The following is a 19,224-nucleotide window of genomic DNA, read 5'->3' on the forward strand; positions in this document are numbered from 1 at the left end:
TCGCATGTACACAAGGACCCATGCCCGATGAAATACGACGACGCTTCCTGGCATTACGGCGGAGACTTTCCCAGCGACCTGCCGCCCAGCGCCGGGGGCACCCATATCGGCCTGTTCCTGGCCTGGATGCTGCTCAACGGCTTTGCCAGCGAAGAACTTGAAGAAGATGCCGCCGAGGAACTGGCGCAGCTACGTTCACGCAAACTCGATGGCCGTGAGTTCCTGTTCAAGATGCTCGATGAAAGGCTCTACGACGAAGACTTCAACGCCGAAGGCAATGCCTTCGCTGCTGCCTACTATGCGGGAAAGGACAGCAACGGCCGCTACAGCGAGGACTATGAGCAGCTCCTGGCGCCAGTCCCCGATACGATCTACCGGGTGGAGAACAGCTGGAGCAACTACGACCTGCTCGCTCCGGTGCTCGATGGCCGGCTGGCGCAATGGCGAGCCATGGGCCGCCCGGAACACCTGGACTGAACCGCGCCGGCCGGCAATTGTGGTTAAATGCCGCCCCGAAAAATTGCCGGTCGCGCCGATGAACCCTCAAGCCCTCGCCACCCTCAACCAACACCTGCTGGACGCCCTGGCCAGCGCCCCAAGGGAAACCCGGCGCCTGTTCCACGGGCGCGGGCGCTGCTGGCCGGGCCTGGAACAAGTGACCGTGGATTGGCTGCAAGGCGTGCTGCTGGTGTCGCTGTTCAAGGAAGTGCAAGCCGGGGACCTGGCTGCCTTGAAACAGCTGCTGGTGGACCTGGGCACCACCGCGCAGTGGCAGGCCAGCGGCGCCACCAGCCTGATGCTGCAACACCGCTACCTGCCCGACAGCCTCGGCGAATGGTTGCTGGGCGAGCCGGTGGAATCCTGCACCATCACCGAGGAAGGCCTGGATTACCGGGTGGACCTGGGCAGCAAGCAGAACAACGGCTTGTTCCTCGACATGCGCTACGGGCGCAACTGGGTGCGGGCCAATGCCCAGGGCCTGAAGGTGCTGAACCTGTTCGCCTACACCTGCGGATTCTCGGTGGCGGCGATCGCCGGCGGGGCCGAGAAGGTGGTCAACCTCGACATGTCCCGGGCGGCCCTGAGCCGTGGCCGCGACAACCATCGGCTCAACGGCCACGACCTGGGCCGGGTGGGCTTCCTCGGCCATGACCTGTTCAAGTCCTGGGGCAAGGTCAAGCAAGGCGGCCCTTACGACCTGGTGATCATCGACCCGCCCTCCTTCCAGAAAGGCAGCTTCGTGCTGAGCAAGGACTACGCGCGAGTGCTGCGGCGCCTGCCGGAGTTGCTGACGCCGACGGGCCGGGTGCTGGCCTGCATGAACGATCCGGCGTTCAGCGTGGAGTTCCTGCTGGACGGCATGGCCGAGGCCGCGCCAGGGCTGCGTTTCGAACAGCGCCTGGACAACCCCCCGGAATTTCCCGATGCCGATGCGCAATGCGGCCTGAAGGCCCTGGTGTTCAACCAGCCAGCGTAGCCGTGGCGGCCACCGGGCCAGCCTGGCGGCGCAGTTGATCGACCGCATCGTCCTTTTTACGGCCGCTGCGCGCCCGGGCGCAGCCTCGCCAGCTCGGCACGAGCGTCCAGGATCGGCGCGGGGTTAGAGTGGCATCCGGTATTCGATGAATCCCGAATTGTCCGCCACCCAGTCATAGAGCTTTTGCGCGCGCTTGTTGGTGGCGTGGGTGTGCCAGTACAGCCGTGCGCAATCGTGTTGGCGGGCAAAGGCCTGGACCCACTCGATCAGCTGTTTGCCAGCGCCGCCGCCACGGACCTGCGGCGCCACATACAGGTCCTCCAGGTAGCAGAAGTCCGTGGTGGCCCAGGTCGAACGGTGCAGCACGGAGTTGACGAACCCCACCAACTCGCCACTTTGCACCGCCACCGCCGAATACACCGGCTCCCGGGGGTCGAAGAAACGCTCGAACGTGCGTTGGCTCACCTGTTCCGAAAGGCTTACCTGATAGAAATCCTGGTAAGCCAGCCACAATTGCTGCCATTGCTCCCGATCTTCGGCCTGGATGGCCCGTACCACTACCGTCTGTTGCTGCTTGCCCATGACGCTCTCCTCATGAAAAACCGGAAACAACACTGCTTCCCGGGGATATCGAAGAGCGCCAGCTTAGGTAGCTAACGGCCTGTTGTAGCAGGCCAATTCTAATTTCAACAGCAGACCACTTGCCCTCGCCTGCCAGCACCTCACAACGCTGGCAACTGATGGGTGACGCAATGGATCCCACCCCCGCCTGCGGCGATGGCATCGATATCCAGCTGCACCACCTCGCGCCCGGGGTAGAGCTGGCTGAGCAGGTCGTGGGCCTTGGCGTCGGCCACCGGATCGCCGAACTCCGGGGCGATCACCGCGCCGTTGATCACGAAGTAATTGATGTAGCCCGCGGCGAAGTCTTCGTTGCCCCGGCTGAAGCGGCTCTTGCGCGGATTCAAGGGCGGCGACAGGGTGTGCACCTTGAGCTTGCGGCCATCGGCATCGGTGGCGTTGCGCAGGATCTCCAGGTGCGCGCGGGTCACCGCGTGGTCGTAGGAGTCCGGATCGTTGTCGAGGTTGGCCACCACCACCCCGGGAGCCGCGAAGCGCGCATAGAAGTCGACGTGGGCATCGGTGATGTCGTGCCCCTTGATCCCCGGCAACCAGATGATCTTGCGCAGGCCCAGGCAAGCCTTGAGCTCGGCTTCGACCTCGGCCTTGCTCCAGTCGGGGTTGCGATTGCGGTTGATCCAGCTGCTCTCGGTCATGATCCCGGTGCCGTGGCCATCCACCTCGATACCGCCGCCCTCGCCCACCAGTTCGCTGCGCAAGTAGGTGGCGCGCGCGCCATCGGCCACCTGGCGTGCCAGGCGCGCATCCCGGGAATGGCGCTGCTTGTTGCCCCAACCGTTGAAGTTGAAGTCCACTGCGCCCAGCTCGCCTCGGGAGTCGACCACGAAGTTGGCGCCGATATCGCGCATCCAGATATCGTCCAGCTCGGTGATCACATAGGTGACGTTGCGAGTGCCACACAGCTCCTCGGCCAGGTCGCGCTCATGCTCGCGGCAGAACAGGGTCAGCGGCTCATGGGCGGCAATCGCCCGGGCGATCCGGCCCTGGGCCTCCTGCACATCGCCAGTGAAGTCTTCCCAGATCGCATCCTGGGCACCGAAGGCCATGAAGGCCCGCTGGTGACGATCGCCTTCGTCGGGCATGACCCAGTCCTCCTGTTCCTGTTCTTGGGCCAAGACCCGACGGGCGCCCAGGCCCAGGGTAGTCACGGCGGCGAAACCGGCCAGCAGCGAGGCCTGTTTGATGAATGTACGTCGGGTCGACATCGGTCTTTCTCTCAAGGGGGATTGCATGAAGTGGAACGGCTCAGGGTGCTTTTATCGTAGCCGTCTTGAACTGGGTCCAGATGCGCATTCGGGCCCGCATGTCGGCCTGGGGAATATCGCGCCCCGGCACCAGGCGGGCAAAGGTCGCGGCATCCGGGTAGATATCCGGGTTGCCCACCATCCGTGGATCGATCTGCGGCCGCGCCTTGGCATTGGCCGTGGGGTAACCGGTGAAATTGCTGATGGCCGCCATGTTCTGCGGGCGCATGACGAAGTTGATGAAGGCATAGGCGTACTCCGGGTGCCGGGCATCCTTGGGGATCGCCATGGTGTCCATCCACACCGTGGTGCCCTCACGCGGGATGCGGTACTGGAAGTCCACCGGCTTGCCGGCCCCGTCGGCGGCGCGCTGGGCCTGGGTCACATCGCCGCTGTAGCCCAGGGACAGGCACAGGTTGCCATTGACCAGGTCGGTCACCGGCTGCGACTGGAACTTGCGGATGTACGGCCGCAGCTTGAGCAACAGCTCGCTGGCCGCTTGCAGGTCTGCCGGCTTGGCGCTGCGCGGATCGCGCCCCAGGTAGTTGAGCGCCACCGCCAGTACTTCGTCGGGCGAGTCGATCACCGAGATCCCGCAATCGGCGAAATGCGCCGCCAGCTCCGGCTTGAACAGCAGGTCCAGGCTGTTGACCGGTGCATTGGGCAAGCGTTGGGCGATCTGCCCGGCGTTGTAGGTCAGGCCGATGGTGCCCCAGGTATAGGGCACCGTGGCCTGGCTGGCCCGGGGGTACTGCTTGCGCAAGGCTTGCAGGCCGGGCTCGATGTCGTCCATTTGCGCAAGCTTGGCGGGGTCAAGGTTCTGCAGGCTGCCAGCACGCATCAGTCGCTCGGCCACGGTGTCGCCGGGGAAGATCAGGTCGTAGCCACTGCCGCCGGTCATCAGCTTGGCCTCCAGGACCTCGCTGCCTTCCATGACGTCGTAGATCACCTTGATCCCGGTCTCGGCGGTAAAACGCGCCAGGGTGTCCTGGGCGAAGTAGTCGGCCCAGTTGTACAGGCGCAGGATCTTTTCTTCAGGCGCGGCCTGGACCTGCGCGGCCATCAATGCCAGTGCCAGCGCGCCAAGGCGCAATGTGCCGATGCGGTTCATGCTCATGCCTCCCGAGGGTTCCAGCGTGAATGCAGGTGTTGGCCGTCGAGGCTCAGCAAGGGCCCGTACATTTCCGGACGACGATCACGGAAGATGCCCCAGGTCCGGCGCTCCTCGGCCATGGCCGCCAGGTCCAGTTCATGCAAGAGCATGCCGGTGGTGTCGCGGTCGGCCTCGGCCAGCAGCCGGCCCTTGTGGTCAGAGATGAACGAGGAACCGTAGAACTGCATGTGCAGCTCTGAGTCGCTGCGAGCCACTTCCCGCCCGACGCGGTTGGCCGCCACCACCGGCAGCAGGTTGGCCGCGGCGTGCCCACGCATGGTCATCTGCCAGTGATCCTTCGAGTCCAGGTCGGCGGCGCCAGGCTCCGAGCCGATGGCAGTGGGGAACAGCAGCACCTCGGCACCCTGCAATGCCAGGCAACGGGCGGTTTCCGGGAACCACTGGTCCCAGCAGATGCCCACGCCCAGGCGGCCGAACGCCGTGTCCCAGACCTTGAAGCCGGTGTCGCCGGGGCTGAAGTACTCCTTCTCCTGGTAACCGATGGCGTTGGGGATGTGGGTCTTGCGGTACACCCCGAGCAGGCGTCCGTCGGCATCGGCCACGCTCAGGGAATTGAAGTAGGCAGTGCCGGCCCGCTCGAACCAGCTCAGCGGCAACACCACCCCCAGCTCCTTGGCCAGGGCGGCAAAGCGCTTGAGTATGCGGCTCTGGCCATACTCTTCGGCCAGTGCCAGGTGCCGGTGCTGCTGTTCGATGCAGAAGTACGGCGTGGCGAACAGCTCCTGCAGCAGGATCACCTGCCCGCCCCGGGCCGCGGCCTCGCGCACCAGTTGCTCGGCGCGCTCGAGGTTGTCCGCCAGGTCCCAGGTACAGGGCATCTGCAACGTCGCGACGGTCAAGTTGCTCATGCCGACACCTCCAGTGGCCAGCGCGGTTGCTGCTGGGTGATGCAATGCACGCCACCACCGCCATGGGCCAGGTGATTGATCTGCACCGGCACCACTTGCCGCCCGGGGAAGGCCTTGGCCAGGACCTGGGCCGCGACCTGATCGGCCTCGATGCCATAGGCCGGCATGATGATCGCGCCGTTGGCGATGTAGAAGTTGGTGTAAGAGGCACAGAACACCTCGGCCTGGGTGTCCACCGCGGCAGTGGCTTCGAACAACTCCACCAGTTCGAAGGCGCGGCCCTGGGCATCCCGGGCCAGCTCCAGGGCACGGCGGTTCTCGCGCACCACTTCGGCGTACACCGAGCCTTGGTCATGGGTGGCGTCCACCAGCAGCAGGCCGGGACGGGCGAAGGCACAGACGCCATCGACATGGCCATCGGTCATGTCGCCGGTGACGTAGTCCGGATCGCCGGGCAGCCAGATGGTTTTCTTCACCCCCAGCAGGCGCTCGAAGATCTCTTCCATCTCGGCCTTGCCCAGGCCCGGGTTGCGATTGGGGTTGAGCAGTACCGACTCAGTGGTGATCAGGGTGCCCTCGCCGTCCACATGGATGGCGCCGCCTTCGTTGGCCAGGTGGGTGCCGAAGCAGTCCAGCCCCAGCTGGTCGAGCAGGCGCCGGGCCAGGCTGCGGTCCAGCTCGTGGGCCGACTTGCCACCCCAGGCATTGAAGCGCCAGCTGACGCCGGCCAGCCCGTGCTGGGGATGGCAGACGAAACTCGGCCCGGAGTCGCGGCACCAGCTGTCGTCCACGGCCTGGACCACCAGCTCGACGTTGGCGCCGCAGTGGCGCCGGGCGCTCTCCAGGGCCGAAGGATCGACCACCAGCTTGACCGGCTCGAAACGTGCGATGGCATTGGCCACCCGGGCGAAATCCGCCTGTACGTCGGCCAGGGTCACGCCCCAGCCCGACTCCCACAGGTCCTGGTTATGGGGCCAGACCATCCAGGTCGCCGCGTGGGGTACCCACTCGGCGGGCATCCGCCAACCGCTGTTTCGACTGTCATTGCTGTGCATGGGAATCGCGCCTCTCGATTAAGGTTTTGTTATCAGCCAACAAATACCGGTGCAACCAATGGCGCCCATGCTATGGCTTTGAAAATCCCACAACAAACGATAGATTTAGTGAAATTCTGATTAGCTGGACTTATCGATAATGTTAAAACACTGGCCTCCCCTGAACGCCCTGCGCGGCTTCGAAGCCGCCGCGCGCCTGGGCAGCTTCCACCAGGCGGCGCAAGAGCTGCACCTGACCCAATCGGCCATCAGCCAGCAGATCCGCAGCCTGGAAACCTTCCTCGAACAGCCGCTGTTCTACCGCAGCGGGCGCAGCGTGACCCTGACCGACGCCGGGCATGACCTGCGCAGCACCACCCAGTCGTTGCTGCAGCAACTGGCCGTGGGCATTCGCCGCCTGGAGCAGTACCGCAAGCCCAACCAGCTGGTGGTCAACACCAGCCCGGCCTTCGCTCGCCACTGGCTGCTACCGCGACTGGGCGAATTCAACCGCCTGCACCCGGAAGTGGACCTATGGCTGTTCACCAGTTTCGAGCCGCCGGACATGGCCACCCAGACCATCGACGTGACGATCCGCGACGACCTCAGCGCCCAGGCCGAATGCAGCTACCTGGAGCTGTACAGCGACCAGCTCTATCCGGCCTGCCACCCCTCCCTGCTGGAGCAGCCCCAGGCGCTGCGCACCACCTTGCACGGCGAACGGGAAATGGACTGGAGCCACTGGGTGGTGGAAGGCGGCACCGACATCGGCCAGCGCAGCAACGGCCTGAACTTCTCCGACCCGGGATTGCTGCTGGACGCCGCCTGCGCTGGCCACGGCATCGCCCTGGTCAGCCAACTGCTGGCCCAGCAAGCCCGGGCCCAGGGCCAGTTGCAGCCGCTGTGCGAACAAAGCGTGCGCGGTCCGACCTGGGCCTGGCTGGTGCATCGCGACAGTGAAGGCAGTTCGCTGACCCGCAGCTTCTGCAGTTGGTTGCAAAACGCCCTGGAGCAGGCCGGGCAGGCCTGAAAAACCGCTTTGCATTCCTGGCGGTAACCCCTGCCCCGGCGCCGCCTTAAGCTGGCGCCGGTGCAATCCGCACTGCCTCCAAGGAATCGCGCGTGCCCCCGATCCCCGACATCAACTGGTCATTGTGGTTGTCCACCATGCTGCCCATGGCCCTGAGCGCCGGTCCCGGCAACCTGATGGTGGCCAGCTCCGGCGCCCGCAGCGGTGTGCGCCGCTCCCTGCGCTTCATCCTCGGCCTGGACCTGACCTACTTCCTGCTGGCCCTGCTGGTGGGCCTCGGGCTCTATCACAGCCTGGCGCAGCAGCCGCAACTGCTGCGAGGCCTGCGGATCGCCGGCAGCCTGTACATCTTCTGGCTCGGCCTGCGCCTGTTGCTGCGGCCACTGCGCAAGCCCGGCGAGCCAGAACAGGCGCTGTTGTTCCGCGATGGCGTGGTGCTGCAACTGGGCAACGTGCAAGGGCTGGTCATGCTGCTGGTGATGTTCTCCACCTTCAGCCCGGCCACCAGTGCCGGCAGCCTGGCGGTGGTGGCGCTGAGCGCCGCGCTGATCGCGGTGAACCTGTTCGGCCACCTGCTCTGGGCGGGCCTGGGCTCGAGCATGCAACCGCTGCTACGTGCCAGGCCGGGCTTGCTCAAGGCGCAAAATGTGCTGTTCGGCTTGCTGCTGATGGGGGTGGCGGCGTGGATCTTTCTGCGCAATGGCCTGGCCTGAGCCGACCGCCTCAGTGGTCTTGCAGGCCATGCTGGCGCAGCACCCGGTCGATGAACTGCACCACCTGCTCGACCCGCTCCTGGCCCTGGGTCGCCAAGTTGCGCAGCAGCCAGATATCGGCCCGATGCGCCGGGACATCCGGCAACACCCGACACAGCCCCAGAGGTTCGGCGATATAGACCGGCAAGGCGGCGATCCCCAGGCCGGCCTGCACCGCCTGGAGCTGCGCTTGCAGGTTGGCGGTGCTCATCCACAGCGGCTGGCCGCCACTGAGCCGGTCCAGCCAGCGGGCCAGGGGCATATGCTCCAGGGCCTGGTTCCAGCCGATCAAGCCATGCCGGGCCAAATCTTCGGGCGCTTGCGGACACCCCTGGGCCTGGGCATATGCCGGGGAGCAGAACAGCGCCTGGGTCAGCGCGCCGACCTTGCGCAAGGTGAAGTTGCTACCGGCTTCCGGCCGATGCAGGCGCAGCACCAGGTCACTGTGGCTCTGGGTGAGCTTGACCGAGCGCGCGGCATTGACGAAGTCGAAACGGATCTCTGGATGATCCGCACGAAACTCCGCCAGGGCCGGGATCAACAGGTGGCTGCCCATCAGCTCCGGGCAATCGATGCGCACCACCCCGGCCATGCGCGCACCGGGCCGGGCCAACTGGCGCTCCATCTGGCCAAAGCGTTCCTGAGCCTCAAGCGCCATGGGCAGCAAGTCGCGGCCGGCCTCGGTGAGGAAATAGCCCTGGGTGGTCTTCAGGAACAGCGGCGTGTGCAAGGCCTGCTCCAGCATCTGGATCTTGCGCGAGACCGTGGCCGCCGACACCTTCAGCGCCTGTCCGGCATCGGTGATGTTGCTGGCGTTGGCGACCGCAATGAAGAATCGCAGATCATCCCAATTCACGCTTACCTGCCTGTCCTTGCGAAATCAGGCCGGGATCTTATGCGAAAAATACTCTGGCGCGATCAGAGTTTTCTTCAGTCGCGGGCCTGGAGCTGTAGAGTGAAGGCGTCGCCCAACCCGAGGACAAGGACCGCCCCATGCTGGAACTGCACACCGAACGCCTGCACCTGCGCTCCCTCAACGCCAATGACTGGGAGCTGTTCCTGACCCTGCACAGCGACCCCGGTAACCTGCGCTATGTCTGCGACCCGCTTTCCCGAGCGCAGATCGAGGGGCGTTTCACCTCGCGCCTGCCGCACTGGAATACGAATTCGACCCACTGGCTGTGCCTGCTGATCAACGACCGCCACAGCGGTGAAGGCCTGGGTTTCACCGGCCTGCGGATCAGCAACGGCGACGCCGCCGAGGCCGAGGTCGGCTACTTGTTGCGTCCGCAGCATCAAGGCAAGGGACTGGCCGTGGAATCCCTGCGCGCCGTCATCGAGCACGCCCGGCACACCCTGGGCATCAAGCAGCTGATCGCCACGGTCACCGACGGTAATGCGCCGTCTTGCAAGGTCCTGGAGAAATGCGGCTTCGCCTTCCTACGCCGTGACGAACGGGCCTTCCAGCTGGGCGGCGAGGATTTCGACGATCTGATTTTCGGCTGTCGCCTGGCGGCTTGATGCGGCGCCTTGTCGCGGGTTTTTCTTGACAGGAAAAATTCACCACGGCTATTGTCTGACAACCTGACTTCCTAGGTTTACCCATGCTAGAACTCCAGCGCCCCGACTCCCTGGTCGTACGGGTCGTCAACGCCATCCGCAACGAGATCGACTCCGGCCGACTGGCTCCCGAGTCGCGCCTGCCCACCGAACAGCAACTGGCTGAACAGCTCAATGTCAGTCGCTCGGTGGTGCGCGAGGCCATCGCCCAGCTCAAGGCCGATGGTGTGCTGATCGCCCGCCGCGGCCTGGGTTCGTACATCTCCAAGACCCCTGCCGGCACGGTGTTCCGCTTCCCCCAGAGCGAGGGACGCCTGGCGGACCTGGCGCAGATGTTCGAGATGCGCCTGTGGATCGAGACCCAGGCCGCGTCGATCGCCGCCCAGCGCCGGGACGCCGACGACCTGCAACGGATGCAGGCCGCGCTACAGGAAATGCACGACAAGCGCAGTGATTTCGAAGCCGCGGCCCTGGCCGACGTGGCGTTCCACCGGGCCATCGCCGAAGCCAGCAAGAACGATTACTTCGTGGCCTTCCATGACTTCCTGCGCAGCCAGCTGGCCAGTGCCCGCAAGACTGCCTGGGAAAACTCGGCGCTGCGCCTGGTGGGCGGTTCTGCCGACGCGGCCCAGGAGCACCAGGCGCTGTACCAGGCCATCGCCGCCGGTGACCGCCAGGCCGCCGCCGGCTGTGCCGATGCCCATTTGCGTGCCTCGGCCAAGCGCCTGGGCCTGGAGTTGCCTACCCTCGACTGACCCTAATGCGCCAGACCGCAGGCCGAGCCTGCGGTTTTTATCGGACTACTTAGTCTGACAACCTGATAACCAGACTGATACGGACACCTGGAACCATGATCTACGACTTTTGCATCATCGGCGGCGGCATCGTCGGACTGGCCACGGCGATGGAGATACTCAAGCGCCAGCCCGGCGCTTCGCTGGTGGTCCTGGAAAAGGAAAGTGTGCTGGCCAAGCACCAGACCGGGCACAACAGCGGCGTGATCCACGCCGGGATCTACTACGCGCCGGGCAGTCTCAAGGCCGACCTGTGCAAGCGCGGCGCCGAGGCCACCAAGCAGTTTTGTACCGAGCATGGGATCAAGTTCGAGGTCTGCGGCAAGGTGCTGGTGGCCTCCAATACCCTGGAAGTGCAGCGCATGGAAGCCTTGTACCAGCGTTCGCAGCTCAATGGCCTGAAGGTCGAGCGCCTGGATGCCGAGCAACTGCGCCAGCGCGAGCCGAACATCGTCGGCCTGGGCGGGCTGTTCCTCGACGCCACCGGCATCATCGACTATCGCGAGGTATGCGACACCATGGCCCGGGTGATCCGCCGCGCCGGTGGCGAAATCTGCCTGGGCCAGACCGTCACCGCAATCCAGGAGCACGCCGACAGCGTCAGCGTCGGCACCCATGGCGGCAGCTGGCGGGCGAAGAAACTGGTGGCTTGCGCCGGCCTGCAGTCCGACCGCCTGGCGACCCTGGCCGGGGTGCGGATCGATCACCAGATCATCCCCTTTCGCGGTGAGTACTTCCGCCTGCCGGCGTCGAAGAACGACATCGTCAACCACCTGATCTACCCGATCCCCGATCCGGAGCTGCCGTTCCTCGGCGTGCACCTGACCCGCATGATCGACGGTAGCGTCACCGTCGGTCCCAACGCGGTGCTGGGCCTGGGCCGGGAAAACTACCGCAAGTTCTCCATCAACTGGCGCGATGTCGCGCAGTACGCCAGCTTCCCCGGGTTCTGGAAAACCATCTGGCAGAACCTCGGCTCCGGTACCACCGAGATGAAGAATTCGCTGTTCAAGTCCGGCTACCTGGAACAGTGCCGCAAGTATTGCCCGTCCCTGGAAGTCAGCGACCTGCTGCCCTACGAAGCGGGTATCCGCGCCCAGGCGGTGATGCGCGATGGCAGCCTGGTCCACGATTTCCTGTTCGCCGAAACCTCGCGCATGTTGCATGTGTGCAACGCGCCCTCGCCCGCCGCCACCTCGGCGATTCCCATTGGCTCGATGATCGCCGACCGGATCTTCCAGGCCGGCTGAAACACCTGGCACTCGCTTGCCCGGCGCCTCGACGACGCCGGCAGGATCGCGTGCTCGCGTCACCCGACAATAAATACAATGATCCAAGAGGATGCACCCGATGACCGCAGTTGAAACCAGCATTACTGCAGCGGAAACCCCACAGCAAACCAGGAAACGCCTGCGCAAGGTCGCGGCGGCCACCATCTTCGGCTCGATGCTGGAGTGGTACGACTTCTACCTCTACGCCACCATGGCGGCGATCGTCTTCTCGAAGATCTTCTTCGATACCAGCAACCCCAACAGCGCCATGCTGATGTCGTTCTCCACCTTCGCCATCGGCTTTATCGCCCGCCCCTTCGGCGGCGTGCTGTTCGGCTACCTGGGCGACAAGTTCGGGCGCAAGCAGGTGCTGGTGCTGACCTTCTGCCTGATGGGCGTATGCACCGCGCTGATCGGCCTGATCCCCAGCTACGCCTCCATCGGCATCTGGGCACCGATCATCCTGGTGGCGATCCGGATCATCCAGGGCCTGGGTGCCGGTGCCGAATTATCCGGCGCGGCGGTCACCTCCTACGAGCATGCCAGCGAAGGCAAGCGCGGCAGCCAGGGCGCCTGGCCGGCACTTGGGCTGAACCTGGGCCTGCTGCTGTCGTCGCTGACCATCTACCTGCTGACCATCAACGGCAACGAATTCCTCTTGGCCGGCGGCTGGCGCATTCCTTTCGTGTGCAGCATCGTGCTGGTGGGCGTCGGCCTGTGGGTGCGCAAGAGCATTCCGGAAACCCCGGAGTTCAAGGAACTGGACCAGCAGAGCCGCAAGGCCCAGGCCTCGCCACTCAAGGCACTGTTCAAGAACGACCTCAAGGGCCTGGCCGTGGTGTTCTTCGTGGCCATCGGCTACAACGCCCTGAGCTACATCTTCAAGACCTTCTCCCTGGCCTACCTGACCCAGTACAAGCACGTCGACGTGCACGTGACCTCGCTGTCGGTGACCATTGCCAGCCTGGTGGCCATCGTCGCCGTGCCGTTCTTCGGCTGGCTGTGCGACAAGTGGAGCAGCAAGACCGTCCTGGTGCTCGGCGGCCTGTTCTCGGTGCTGTTCGCCTACCCCTTCCTGGCCCTGCTCAATACCGGCGACAGCCTGATGATCTACCTGGCCATCGGGGTCGGCACCGGCATCCTGGCACCGATGATGTTCGCGCCCCAGGGCTCGTTCCTCAGCCGCCAGTTCCCCACCGCAACCCGCTCCTCGGGCTTCGGCACCGGGCGCGAGATCGGCACCGCCATCGCCGGTGGCCTGGCCCCGCTGGGCGCACTGTCGCTGGTGACCGCCTCGGCCACCCACTCCACCGATGGCGTGGTGATCATCCTCGCCATTGCCGCGGTGCTGGTGGTGGTGTTTGCCCTGTGCGACCAGGGCCGCAAGCACTCGGCCTTCAAGAACTGAGCGATGCAAGGTTGCGGTAGGCGCCAAGCGACCTGCCGCAGCCTGTTAAGCTGGCGCTGGTTTTTTCTCGCAGGCCATCCCATGCAAATGCCCAGTACGTTCGGCGTCGATGCCGAAGGCTTGATCAAGTTGCCTCCCGAGCCGCCCCTGCAACCTGGGTTCGGTGCCTTGCTCGATGAGCTGTGCCACAGCCTGGGCCAGCCATCGCTGCACAGCCTCTACCTGTACGGCAGCGTGGCCCGGGGCGAGGCCCGGGTTGGAATCTCCGACCTGGACCTGACCCTCATCCTGCGACAGCCACCTGCCCCGGGCCTGCTCGACGAGCTGGAACAGCTGCGCCTGCAATTACAGGCGCGGCACCCCGAGGTGTCGAAGATCGATTTCGATATCGGCCACCTGGAGCAAGCCCTGGCCAGCGACAATCGCCACAGCTGGGGCTATTGGCTCAAGCATCATTGTCGCTGCCTGCTGGGCGAGGACCTGCGCCAGCACTTCGCCCCGTTCAAGCCCAGCCGGGAAATAGCCCTGGCGGTGAACGGCGATTTTCTTGCGGTGCTGAATGACTACGCCACGCGCATCGACCACGCACCGACGCCTGGGCAGATCCTGCGCCTGCAACGCGAGGCCTCGCGCAAGCTCCTTCGCGCGACCAACCTGCTGCGCCCAGAGCAGGAACCGAGCTGGCCCCGCAGCCTGGACGAACATGCCCAGCTGTTTGTGCGGCGCTACCCGCAAATGAAGGCGGTCATCGACGAGTTCCGCCAAGCCGCCGAAGCGACAAGTCCCGCCGATGCCGGTTTCAGCAGCCGCTTGCGGCAGATGGCGCAGTGGATGAGCCAGCAAGCCGATACCCTTTGCCCCAGGGGCTGACCCATGGATCTGCATCACACCCAGCAACTGCTGCACCAGGGCTTGGACCGCAGCCAGCCCCGCGAAGCACTGGTCCTTGTACTAGAGGCCGCGCTGGAGCTGGTGTCGCTGCCCGACAACGATTTCTGCTGGTCCAGCTGGACCGGACAGGAGCAGGCTAGCGCCGAGTTGCTCGGGCTGATCGCCACCCTGCAGGCCGGAAGGTTGCCCGAGCGGTCGAGTGTGGCGGTGCTCTTCGCCGTCACCGGTCCGCTGCAGGAAGTCAGCCTCAGCAGCGGCTGGGCGCAGACGTTCCTGAAAGTGGCGGACAGGTTCGACGAAGTAGAAGCCCTGCTCTGGTAACTGCCAAGGGTCAGACCTGCAGTACCTCGACTCCCTGCTGTCGATAGCCTTCGAGCTCCGCGCTCGCCACTTCCCGCTCTGTAACCAGCCGGTGCAGGCGGTTGCAGGGCGCCACGACAAAAGGCTCCATGGCCCCGAGCTTGTCGGCGGTAGTCACGGCGATCACTTGCGCGGCGCTGTCGAACATCGCCTGCTTGATCGGCACTTCATCGAAATGCAGGGAGCTGATGCCGATCTCCGGGTGGATCGCGCAGACCCCGGTGAACAGCAGGTCGGCCTTGATCCCCTGGAGTATCCGCAGCGCTTCATGGCCGCTGGCGGCCAAGGTCGCCGGGTTGAGCTGGCCGCCAGCCAGGATCACTCGGGCCCTGGGGTATTCGGCCAGGGCCACGGCAATCAGCGGCGAGGCGGTGACCGCAGTCAGGCCGATATCCCGGGGCAGCGAGCGGGCGATGTGCAAAGTGGTGGAGCCGGAGTCGAACAACACCGTCTGCCCCTCCTGCACCCACTGTGCGGCGAACTGCGCCAGGCGCATTTTCACCACGTCGGTCTCGCCTACCCGGGTGAAGTAATCCTTGCCACTGTCCTTGGGCCGGGGCAGCGCGCCACCGTGGACCCGCTGCACCAGGCCAGCGGCATCCAGCTCCGCCAGGTCACGGCGGATGGTGTCCTCGGAAACTGAGAAATGCCGGCTCAGCTCGGCGGCCATGACCTTGCCGTCGCGCTCCAGCAGCAGGAGGATCTTTTGCCGGCGCAGGGACGGCAGTTCAGCGGTGGAATGCAGGTTTTGCATGTTGATGCCCGATTCTGCGTGTTTGTGCGAGATTATCCAGGCAAGAGCAGCGGTACAAGCCCCTGGACCCAGTACCACCCGAAGGCCCTGCGGCCTTGGCGCGGCTCGACAGCGGAGGCTTCGTGTAGCCGCTGCCGCAGGGCGCGCAGCGACCGCAAGATCTGCCGGAGCAGGGTCAGACCAGGCGCGGTGCCCGCGAGCGATGCAAGGCCGCTTCGCCGAGGCGCTCGCGCACCAGGGCTTGGGCCTGGCGGGTCAATTGGTCGAGGTGGCGGTCGCGCTTCTTCTCCGCCTCGATCATCGCCTTGCGCCCATGCTGCGCCAGCAAGTAGGTATGGATCTGCCGCACCTCCACCGAGTTGTAGATCGGCGCCACATCCAGCACTGCCAGCAAGCCATCGCTGCCATGCTCGCGGGTATTCATCAGCACCTGCGGGCCACGGGCGCCCAGCAGTTGGAACCCCAGGGCCTCGAAGCACTGGAGCTTGGCCGGGCTGCAGGCCAGCTCGGCATGGGGATAGCGTGCGCGCATCGCCGCCAGCATCTGCCGGGCAATGCCCTGGCGGCGCAGGTCCTGGCGGACCGCCATATAGGCCACGGCGCAAGCTTCTGGGTCGTCCTTGAGCGGCAGGTAGAGCAAGAAGCCCTGCACCTGCTCCGGGTCCAGCGGGTCGCTGGCCACCAGCAACTCCACGGCAAGATCCCGGGAACCGTCCATGGCCTGCAGGTACAGGTGCACCTCGTAGCCGACGCCGTACTGGTAGAGGTTGTACAGCGGATTGCTGGGAGCGATGGCGACCGCGCTGATGTCGGTGATGTAGTCCACCACCATCTGCTGGATCTGGCTCTGGATGGCTTCGGTGGGCGGGGCCTGGAACAGGGTGATGCTGGACATCTGGGTGGTGACTCCGAGGGTTGGGGCATGTCCGCCGGGAGCGGGCGCGCCATGATACCCCTTCATGCAGGCGCAGGGGCGCAGCGCCGCAAGGCAAGGCAAGGCAAGGCAAGATTGGGAGGGCTTGGGGAGTTTGCTGACCCATTGCGGCGGCGACACGCCACCGCAATCGGACCAGCCAGCCGATGCCAAGGGCATCGGCGATGTCCCGCCCGGCGAACGCGGGCGGGAGCGGGGCTTACAGCGCCATGTCGGCCGCTGGGTTGCTCTCAGGCTTGGCCATGCTGGCCGGCGCTTGAGGAGCCGCACCCTTGACTGGTGGCGGCGTGGTCAGCTGCAGCACTTCGGCGGTGTAGGCCCACTCTTTGGCCACACGCTCAGGGCTGTCGTTCAGGGCAGTGCCGTAGCTCGGTACGATCTGCTTCAGCTTCTCTTGCCAGGCTGGAGTGGCCACCTGGTCCTTGAAGACTTTCTGCAGCACGCTGAGCATGATCGGCGCGGCGGTCGAAGCGCCCGGAGACGCGCCCAGCAGGCCGGCGATGCTGCCGTCCTGGGAAGCGACGATCTCGGTGCCCAGTTTCAGCACGCCGCCCTTCTCTTCGTCACGCTTGATGATCTGCACACGCTGGCCGGCCTGCCACAGGCGCCAGTCTTCCTGCTTGGCGTTGGGGAAGTATTCCTTGAGCGCCGCGAAACGGTCGTCATCCGACAGCATCAGCTGGCCGGCCAGGTATTCCACCAGCGGGTACTGCTCGATGCCCACCTTGGTCATCGGCCAGATGTTGTGGGTGGTGGTGCTGGTCAGCAGGTCGAAGTACGAACCTTCCTTGAGGAACTTGGTGGAGAAGGTAGCGAACGGGCCAAACAGGATCACGCGCTTGCCATCCAGCACGCGGGTGTCCAGGTGCGGTACGGACATCGGTGGCGCGCCCACCGAAGCCTTGCCGTAGGCCTTGGCCAGGTGCTGCTCGGCAACGCTGGCGTTGTCGGTCACCAGGAACGAGCCACCCACCGGGAAACCGGCGTATTCGTTGGCCTCGGGGATACCCGACTTCTGCAGCAGGTGCAGGGCACCGCCACCAGCGCCGATGAACACGAACTTGGCGTCGGTCTCGGTTTTCGAACCGTCCTTGAGGTTCTTGTAGGTCACGCGCCACGAGCCATCTTGATTGCGCTCGATTTCTTCTACTTCGCTGGACAGCTTCAGGGCGAAGTTGGGCTGGGCCTGCAAGTGGGCGACGAACTGGCGGGTGATCTCGCCGAAGTTGACGTCCGTGCCGATCGGGCTCCAGGTCGCAGCGATCTTCTGCGCCGGGTCACGCCCTTCCATCATCAGTGGAACCCACTTCTTGATCTGCTCGGCGTCTTCGGAGTACTGCATGCCGCTGAACAGCGGGCTGGCTTGCAGGGCTTCGTAACGAGCCTTGAGGAACTTGATGTTGTCATCGCCCCAGACGAAGCTCATGTGCGGCGTGGAGTTGATGAACGAACGCGGGTTCTTCAGGACGCCGCTCTTGACCTGCCACGACCAGAACTGGCGGGAGATCTGGAACGCTTCGTTGATCTCGATGGCCTTGGCGATCTCGATCTTGCCGTCCTTGCCTTCAGGGGTGTAGTTCAGCTCGGCCAGGGCCGAGTGACCGGTACCGGCGTTGTTCCAGCCGTTGGAGCTTTCCTCGGCCACGCCATCCAGGCGCTCGACCATCTCCATGGACCAGTCCGGCTGCAGCTCGTTGAGCCAGACCCCGAGGGTCGAACTCATGATGCCGCCGCCGATCAGCAGCACATCCACTTTCTTCGGCTCAGCCGCATGGGCGGTCGTCAGACCTATCGACATCGCCAGCCCGATGAGGGCCGTGTTCACTTTCTTCAACATTCTGTAGTACCTACGATAGAACGCCATCCGCCGCCCGATCCTCGATCCTGTGAATCCCGGAGGGTGCGAAACAGGCATTTCGCAGGTCCCGGATGAACGCATTCATGAGAACTGGGGGGTGGGCACACAAGGCCGACGAAACGCGCTCGACCTCAGTTGTATATCGCTCCGGTGCTGACTTCTTGTCGTTGTTGGCTCAGCTACATGAGTGACACTTGTTACTCGGGGCTCGTCACGGGACGCAGCCGACAGGCAGCCACCCTGCTCCTTTCCATATTCCGCTGGCGCCGAATCGACGGGCAACGGCGGTACCCGCCTTCGCGGGAACCAGCAGGGAAAAAGGGTCGGATTCCACCAAGGAAGGTGGATGGACACTGCCTGACATTACGCTCGGCGGGTTTGCCAGAGACACCCGCACGCTTGCAAAGGACCCGATCAGGCCATTTGAAGCAAAGCACAGGGGGCATATTTTTGCACAAACGATGAACCGATTCAGCGCAAGAATATCATTACGGCATCAGCCTGTCTTGGCTGCGGCGCCCTTGGCAAACCCCGAGGCACTACGACATCCGCCGCAATCAATGCGTCACAAGGACGCTGGCGCAAATCCTTCCCCGGCGCCGCCGCAGACCTTGGCCTGTGGCACCACCACGGGCATCATGGCCGACCGCGATACCCTCCAGACCATCGTCAAGGACAAGAAGAACAACCATGCACGCGACTTCCCTGCAAGACACCACCGCGCCCGAGGGCGCCTGCTTCGGCTGCGGCAGCAGCAACCACCACGGCCTGCACATCAAGAGCCACTGGCACGAGGACGGTATCCACGTGATCGCCGAACACCTGCCGGAGGCCAAGTACTGCGGCTGGCCGGACCTGGTGTATGGCGGGCTGATCGCCATGCTGGTGGACTGCCACTCCAACTGGACCGCCATGGCCTACCACTACCGCAACGAACAGCGGGCCCCGGGCAGCCTGCCGCGCATCGACTGCGTGACCGGCAACCTGGGGATCAAGTTCATCAAGCCGACCCCCATGGGCGTGCCCCTGACCCTGCGGGCCCGGGTCGAAGGTGAGGTGGCACGCAAGAGCCGGGTGGTGTGCGAGGTGTATGCCGGCGACGTGCTCACGGCCATCGGCGATTCGCTGTTCGTGCGGGTCGATACCCAGCAGCTGGCCGACGCGGCCCACGGCCGTGAAAGCTGAAATCAGCG

20 protein-coding genes are annotated in these 19,224 nt (G+C 64.8%); 11 read left to right on the forward strand and 9 right to left on the reverse strand.

What is annotated here, in order from left to right; translation table 11 throughout:
* The first annotated feature begins 27 nt into the window (after nt 1-27).
* On the forward strand, nt 28-477 hold the full coding sequence (locus GDH07_RS16070; protein ID WP_152898159.1) for a DUF7832 domain-containing protein: 450 nt from the start codon (nt 28-30) through the stop codon (nt 475-477).
* A 58-nt stretch (nt 478-535) separates the two neighbouring features.
* The gene (locus GDH07_RS16075; protein ID WP_152898160.1) at nt 536-1,477 is read left to right on the forward strand and encodes a class I SAM-dependent methyltransferase; all 942 of its coding nucleotides are present in this window, start codon (nt 536-538) and stop codon (nt 1,475-1,477) included.
* Nucleotides 1,478-1,600: 123 nt separating this feature from the next.
* Here the strand turns inward: GDH07_RS16075 and GDH07_RS16080 are convergent, their stop codons facing one another.
* The 5 genes from GDH07_RS16080 to GDH07_RS16100 all read right to left on the reverse strand — a co-directional run bounded on the left by GDH07_RS16080 (nt 1,601) and on the right by GDH07_RS16100 (nt 6,440).
* Nucleotides 1,601-2,059 (reverse strand): GNAT family N-acetyltransferase, encoded by a 459-nt coding sequence (locus GDH07_RS16080; protein WP_152898161.1) that lies wholly within the window; start codon nt 2,057-2,059, stop codon nt 1,601-1,603.
* A gap of 140 nt (nt 2,060-2,199) precedes the next feature.
* Nucleotides 2,200-3,324, reverse strand: coding sequence for an agmatine deiminase family protein (locus GDH07_RS16085; RefSeq protein ID WP_022643786.1), 1,125 nt, complete (start codon nt 3,322-3,324; stop codon nt 2,200-2,202).
* A gap of 40 nt (nt 3,325-3,364) precedes the next feature.
* Entirely contained in the window at nt 3,365-4,474 is a 1,110-nt protein-coding gene (locus tag GDH07_RS16090; RefSeq protein ID WP_152898162.1) for an extracellular solute-binding protein, read from the reverse strand.
* Nucleotides 4,475-4,476: 2 nt separating this feature from the next.
* Nucleotides 4,477-5,385, reverse strand: coding sequence for an N-carbamoylputrescine amidase (aguB, locus tag GDH07_RS16095; RefSeq protein ID WP_152898163.1), 909 nt, complete (start codon nt 5,383-5,385; stop codon nt 4,477-4,479).
* Complete coding sequence (locus GDH07_RS16100; RefSeq protein ID WP_152898164.1) at nt 5,382-6,440, reverse strand: agmatine deiminase family protein; 1,059 nt, start codon at nt 6,438-6,440, stop codon at nt 5,382-5,384. Before GDH07_RS16100 ends, aguB begins: the two co-directional genes overlap by 4 nt.
* A 139-nt stretch (nt 6,441-6,579) precedes the next feature.
* Between GDH07_RS16100 and GDH07_RS16105 the strand changes: the two genes are divergently transcribed.
* On the forward strand, nt 6,580-7,449 hold the full coding sequence (locus tag GDH07_RS16105) for a LysR family transcriptional regulator (RefSeq protein WP_152898165.1): 870 nt from the start codon (nt 6,580-6,582) through the stop codon (nt 7,447-7,449).
* Between the two features lie 92 nt (nt 7,450-7,541).
* Nucleotides 7,542-8,162 (forward strand): LysE family translocator, encoded by a 621-nt coding sequence (locus tag GDH07_RS16110; RefSeq protein ID WP_343038256.1) that lies wholly within the window; start codon nt 7,542-7,544, stop codon nt 8,160-8,162.
* 10 nt (nt 8,163-8,172) lie between these two features.
* On the opposite strand, the gene GDH07_RS16115 is transcribed toward GDH07_RS16110, so the two are convergent.
* Nucleotides 8,173-9,057 carry a LysR family transcriptional regulator gene (locus tag GDH07_RS16115; protein ID WP_343038257.1) on the reverse strand — a complete coding sequence of 295 codons (885 nt, stop codon included), beginning with the start codon at nt 9,055-9,057 and terminating at the stop codon, nt 8,173-8,175.
* 137 nt (nt 9,058-9,194) lie between these two features.
* Here GDH07_RS16115 and GDH07_RS16120 point away from each other — a divergent pair, with 137 nt between their 5' ends.
* The 6 genes from GDH07_RS16120 (at nt 9,195) to GDH07_RS16145 (ending at nt 14,446) form a co-directional block, all read left to right on the forward strand.
* Nucleotides 9,195-9,722, forward strand: coding sequence for a GNAT family N-acetyltransferase (locus tag GDH07_RS16120; protein ID WP_152898166.1), 528 nt, complete (start codon nt 9,195-9,197; stop codon nt 9,720-9,722).
* An 83-nt stretch (nt 9,723-9,805) separates the two neighbouring features.
* On the forward strand, nt 9,806-10,516 hold the full coding sequence (locus tag GDH07_RS16125; protein ID WP_053136270.1) for a FadR/GntR family transcriptional regulator: 711 nt from the start codon (nt 9,806-9,808) through the stop codon (nt 10,514-10,516).
* A gap of 95 nt (nt 10,517-10,611) precedes the next feature.
* The gene (lhgO, locus tag GDH07_RS16130) at nt 10,612-11,805 is read left to right on the forward strand and encodes an L-2-hydroxyglutarate oxidase (RefSeq protein WP_152898167.1); all 1,194 of its coding nucleotides are present in this window, start codon (nt 10,612-10,614) and stop codon (nt 11,803-11,805) included.
* A 100-nt stretch (nt 11,806-11,905) separates the two neighbouring features.
* Complete coding sequence (locus GDH07_RS16135) at nt 11,906-13,234, forward strand: MFS transporter (RefSeq protein WP_152898168.1); 1,329 nt, start codon at nt 11,906-11,908, stop codon at nt 13,232-13,234.
* An 81-nt stretch (nt 13,235-13,315) separates the two neighbouring features.
* The gene (locus tag GDH07_RS16140; protein ID WP_152898169.1) at nt 13,316-14,104 is read left to right on the forward strand and encodes a nucleotidyltransferase family protein; all 789 of its coding nucleotides are present in this window, start codon (nt 13,316-13,318) and stop codon (nt 14,102-14,104) included.
* A 3-nt stretch (nt 14,105-14,107) separates the two neighbouring features.
* Nucleotides 14,108-14,446 carry a hypothetical protein gene (locus GDH07_RS16145; RefSeq protein WP_152898170.1) on the forward strand — a complete coding sequence of 113 codons (339 nt, stop codon included), beginning with the start codon at nt 14,108-14,110 and terminating at the stop codon, nt 14,444-14,446.
* A gap of 10 nt (nt 14,447-14,456) precedes the next feature.
* Here the strand turns inward: GDH07_RS16145 and GDH07_RS16150 are convergent, their stop codons facing one another.
* From GDH07_RS16150 to mqo, 3 genes are all read right to left on the reverse strand, one after another.
* Nucleotides 14,457-15,239: a DeoR/GlpR family DNA-binding transcription regulator gene (locus GDH07_RS16150; protein WP_152898171.1), complete on the reverse strand. Its 783-nt coding sequence runs from the start codon at nt 15,237-15,239 to the stop codon at nt 14,457-14,459.
* Nucleotides 15,240-15,414: 175 nt separating this feature from the next.
* Nucleotides 15,415-16,134: a GNAT family N-acetyltransferase gene (locus GDH07_RS16155; RefSeq protein WP_103323895.1), complete on the reverse strand. Its 720-nt coding sequence runs from the start codon at nt 16,132-16,134 to the stop codon at nt 15,415-15,417.
* Nucleotides 16,135-16,372: 238 nt separating this feature from the next.
* The gene (gene mqo / locus GDH07_RS16160) at nt 16,373-18,010 is read right to left on the reverse strand and encodes a malate dehydrogenase (quinone) (protein WP_022643772.1); all 1,638 of its coding nucleotides are present in this window, start codon (nt 18,008-18,010) and stop codon (nt 16,373-16,375) included.
* Between the two features lie 711 nt (nt 18,011-18,721).
* On the opposite strand from mqo, the gene GDH07_RS16165 reads away from it, so the two are divergent.
* Nucleotides 18,722-19,216 carry a PaaI family thioesterase gene (locus GDH07_RS16165; RefSeq protein ID WP_053136281.1) on the forward strand — a complete coding sequence of 165 codons (495 nt, stop codon included), beginning with the start codon at nt 18,722-18,724 and terminating at the stop codon, nt 19,214-19,216.
* Nucleotides 19,217-19,224 lie beyond the last annotated feature (8 nt).

This window comes from Pseudomonas piscis (assembly GCF_009380155.1).
In the GTDB taxonomy this organism is placed as follows: Bacteria; Pseudomonadota; Gammaproteobacteria; order Pseudomonadales; family Pseudomonadaceae; genus Aquipseudomonas; species Aquipseudomonas piscis.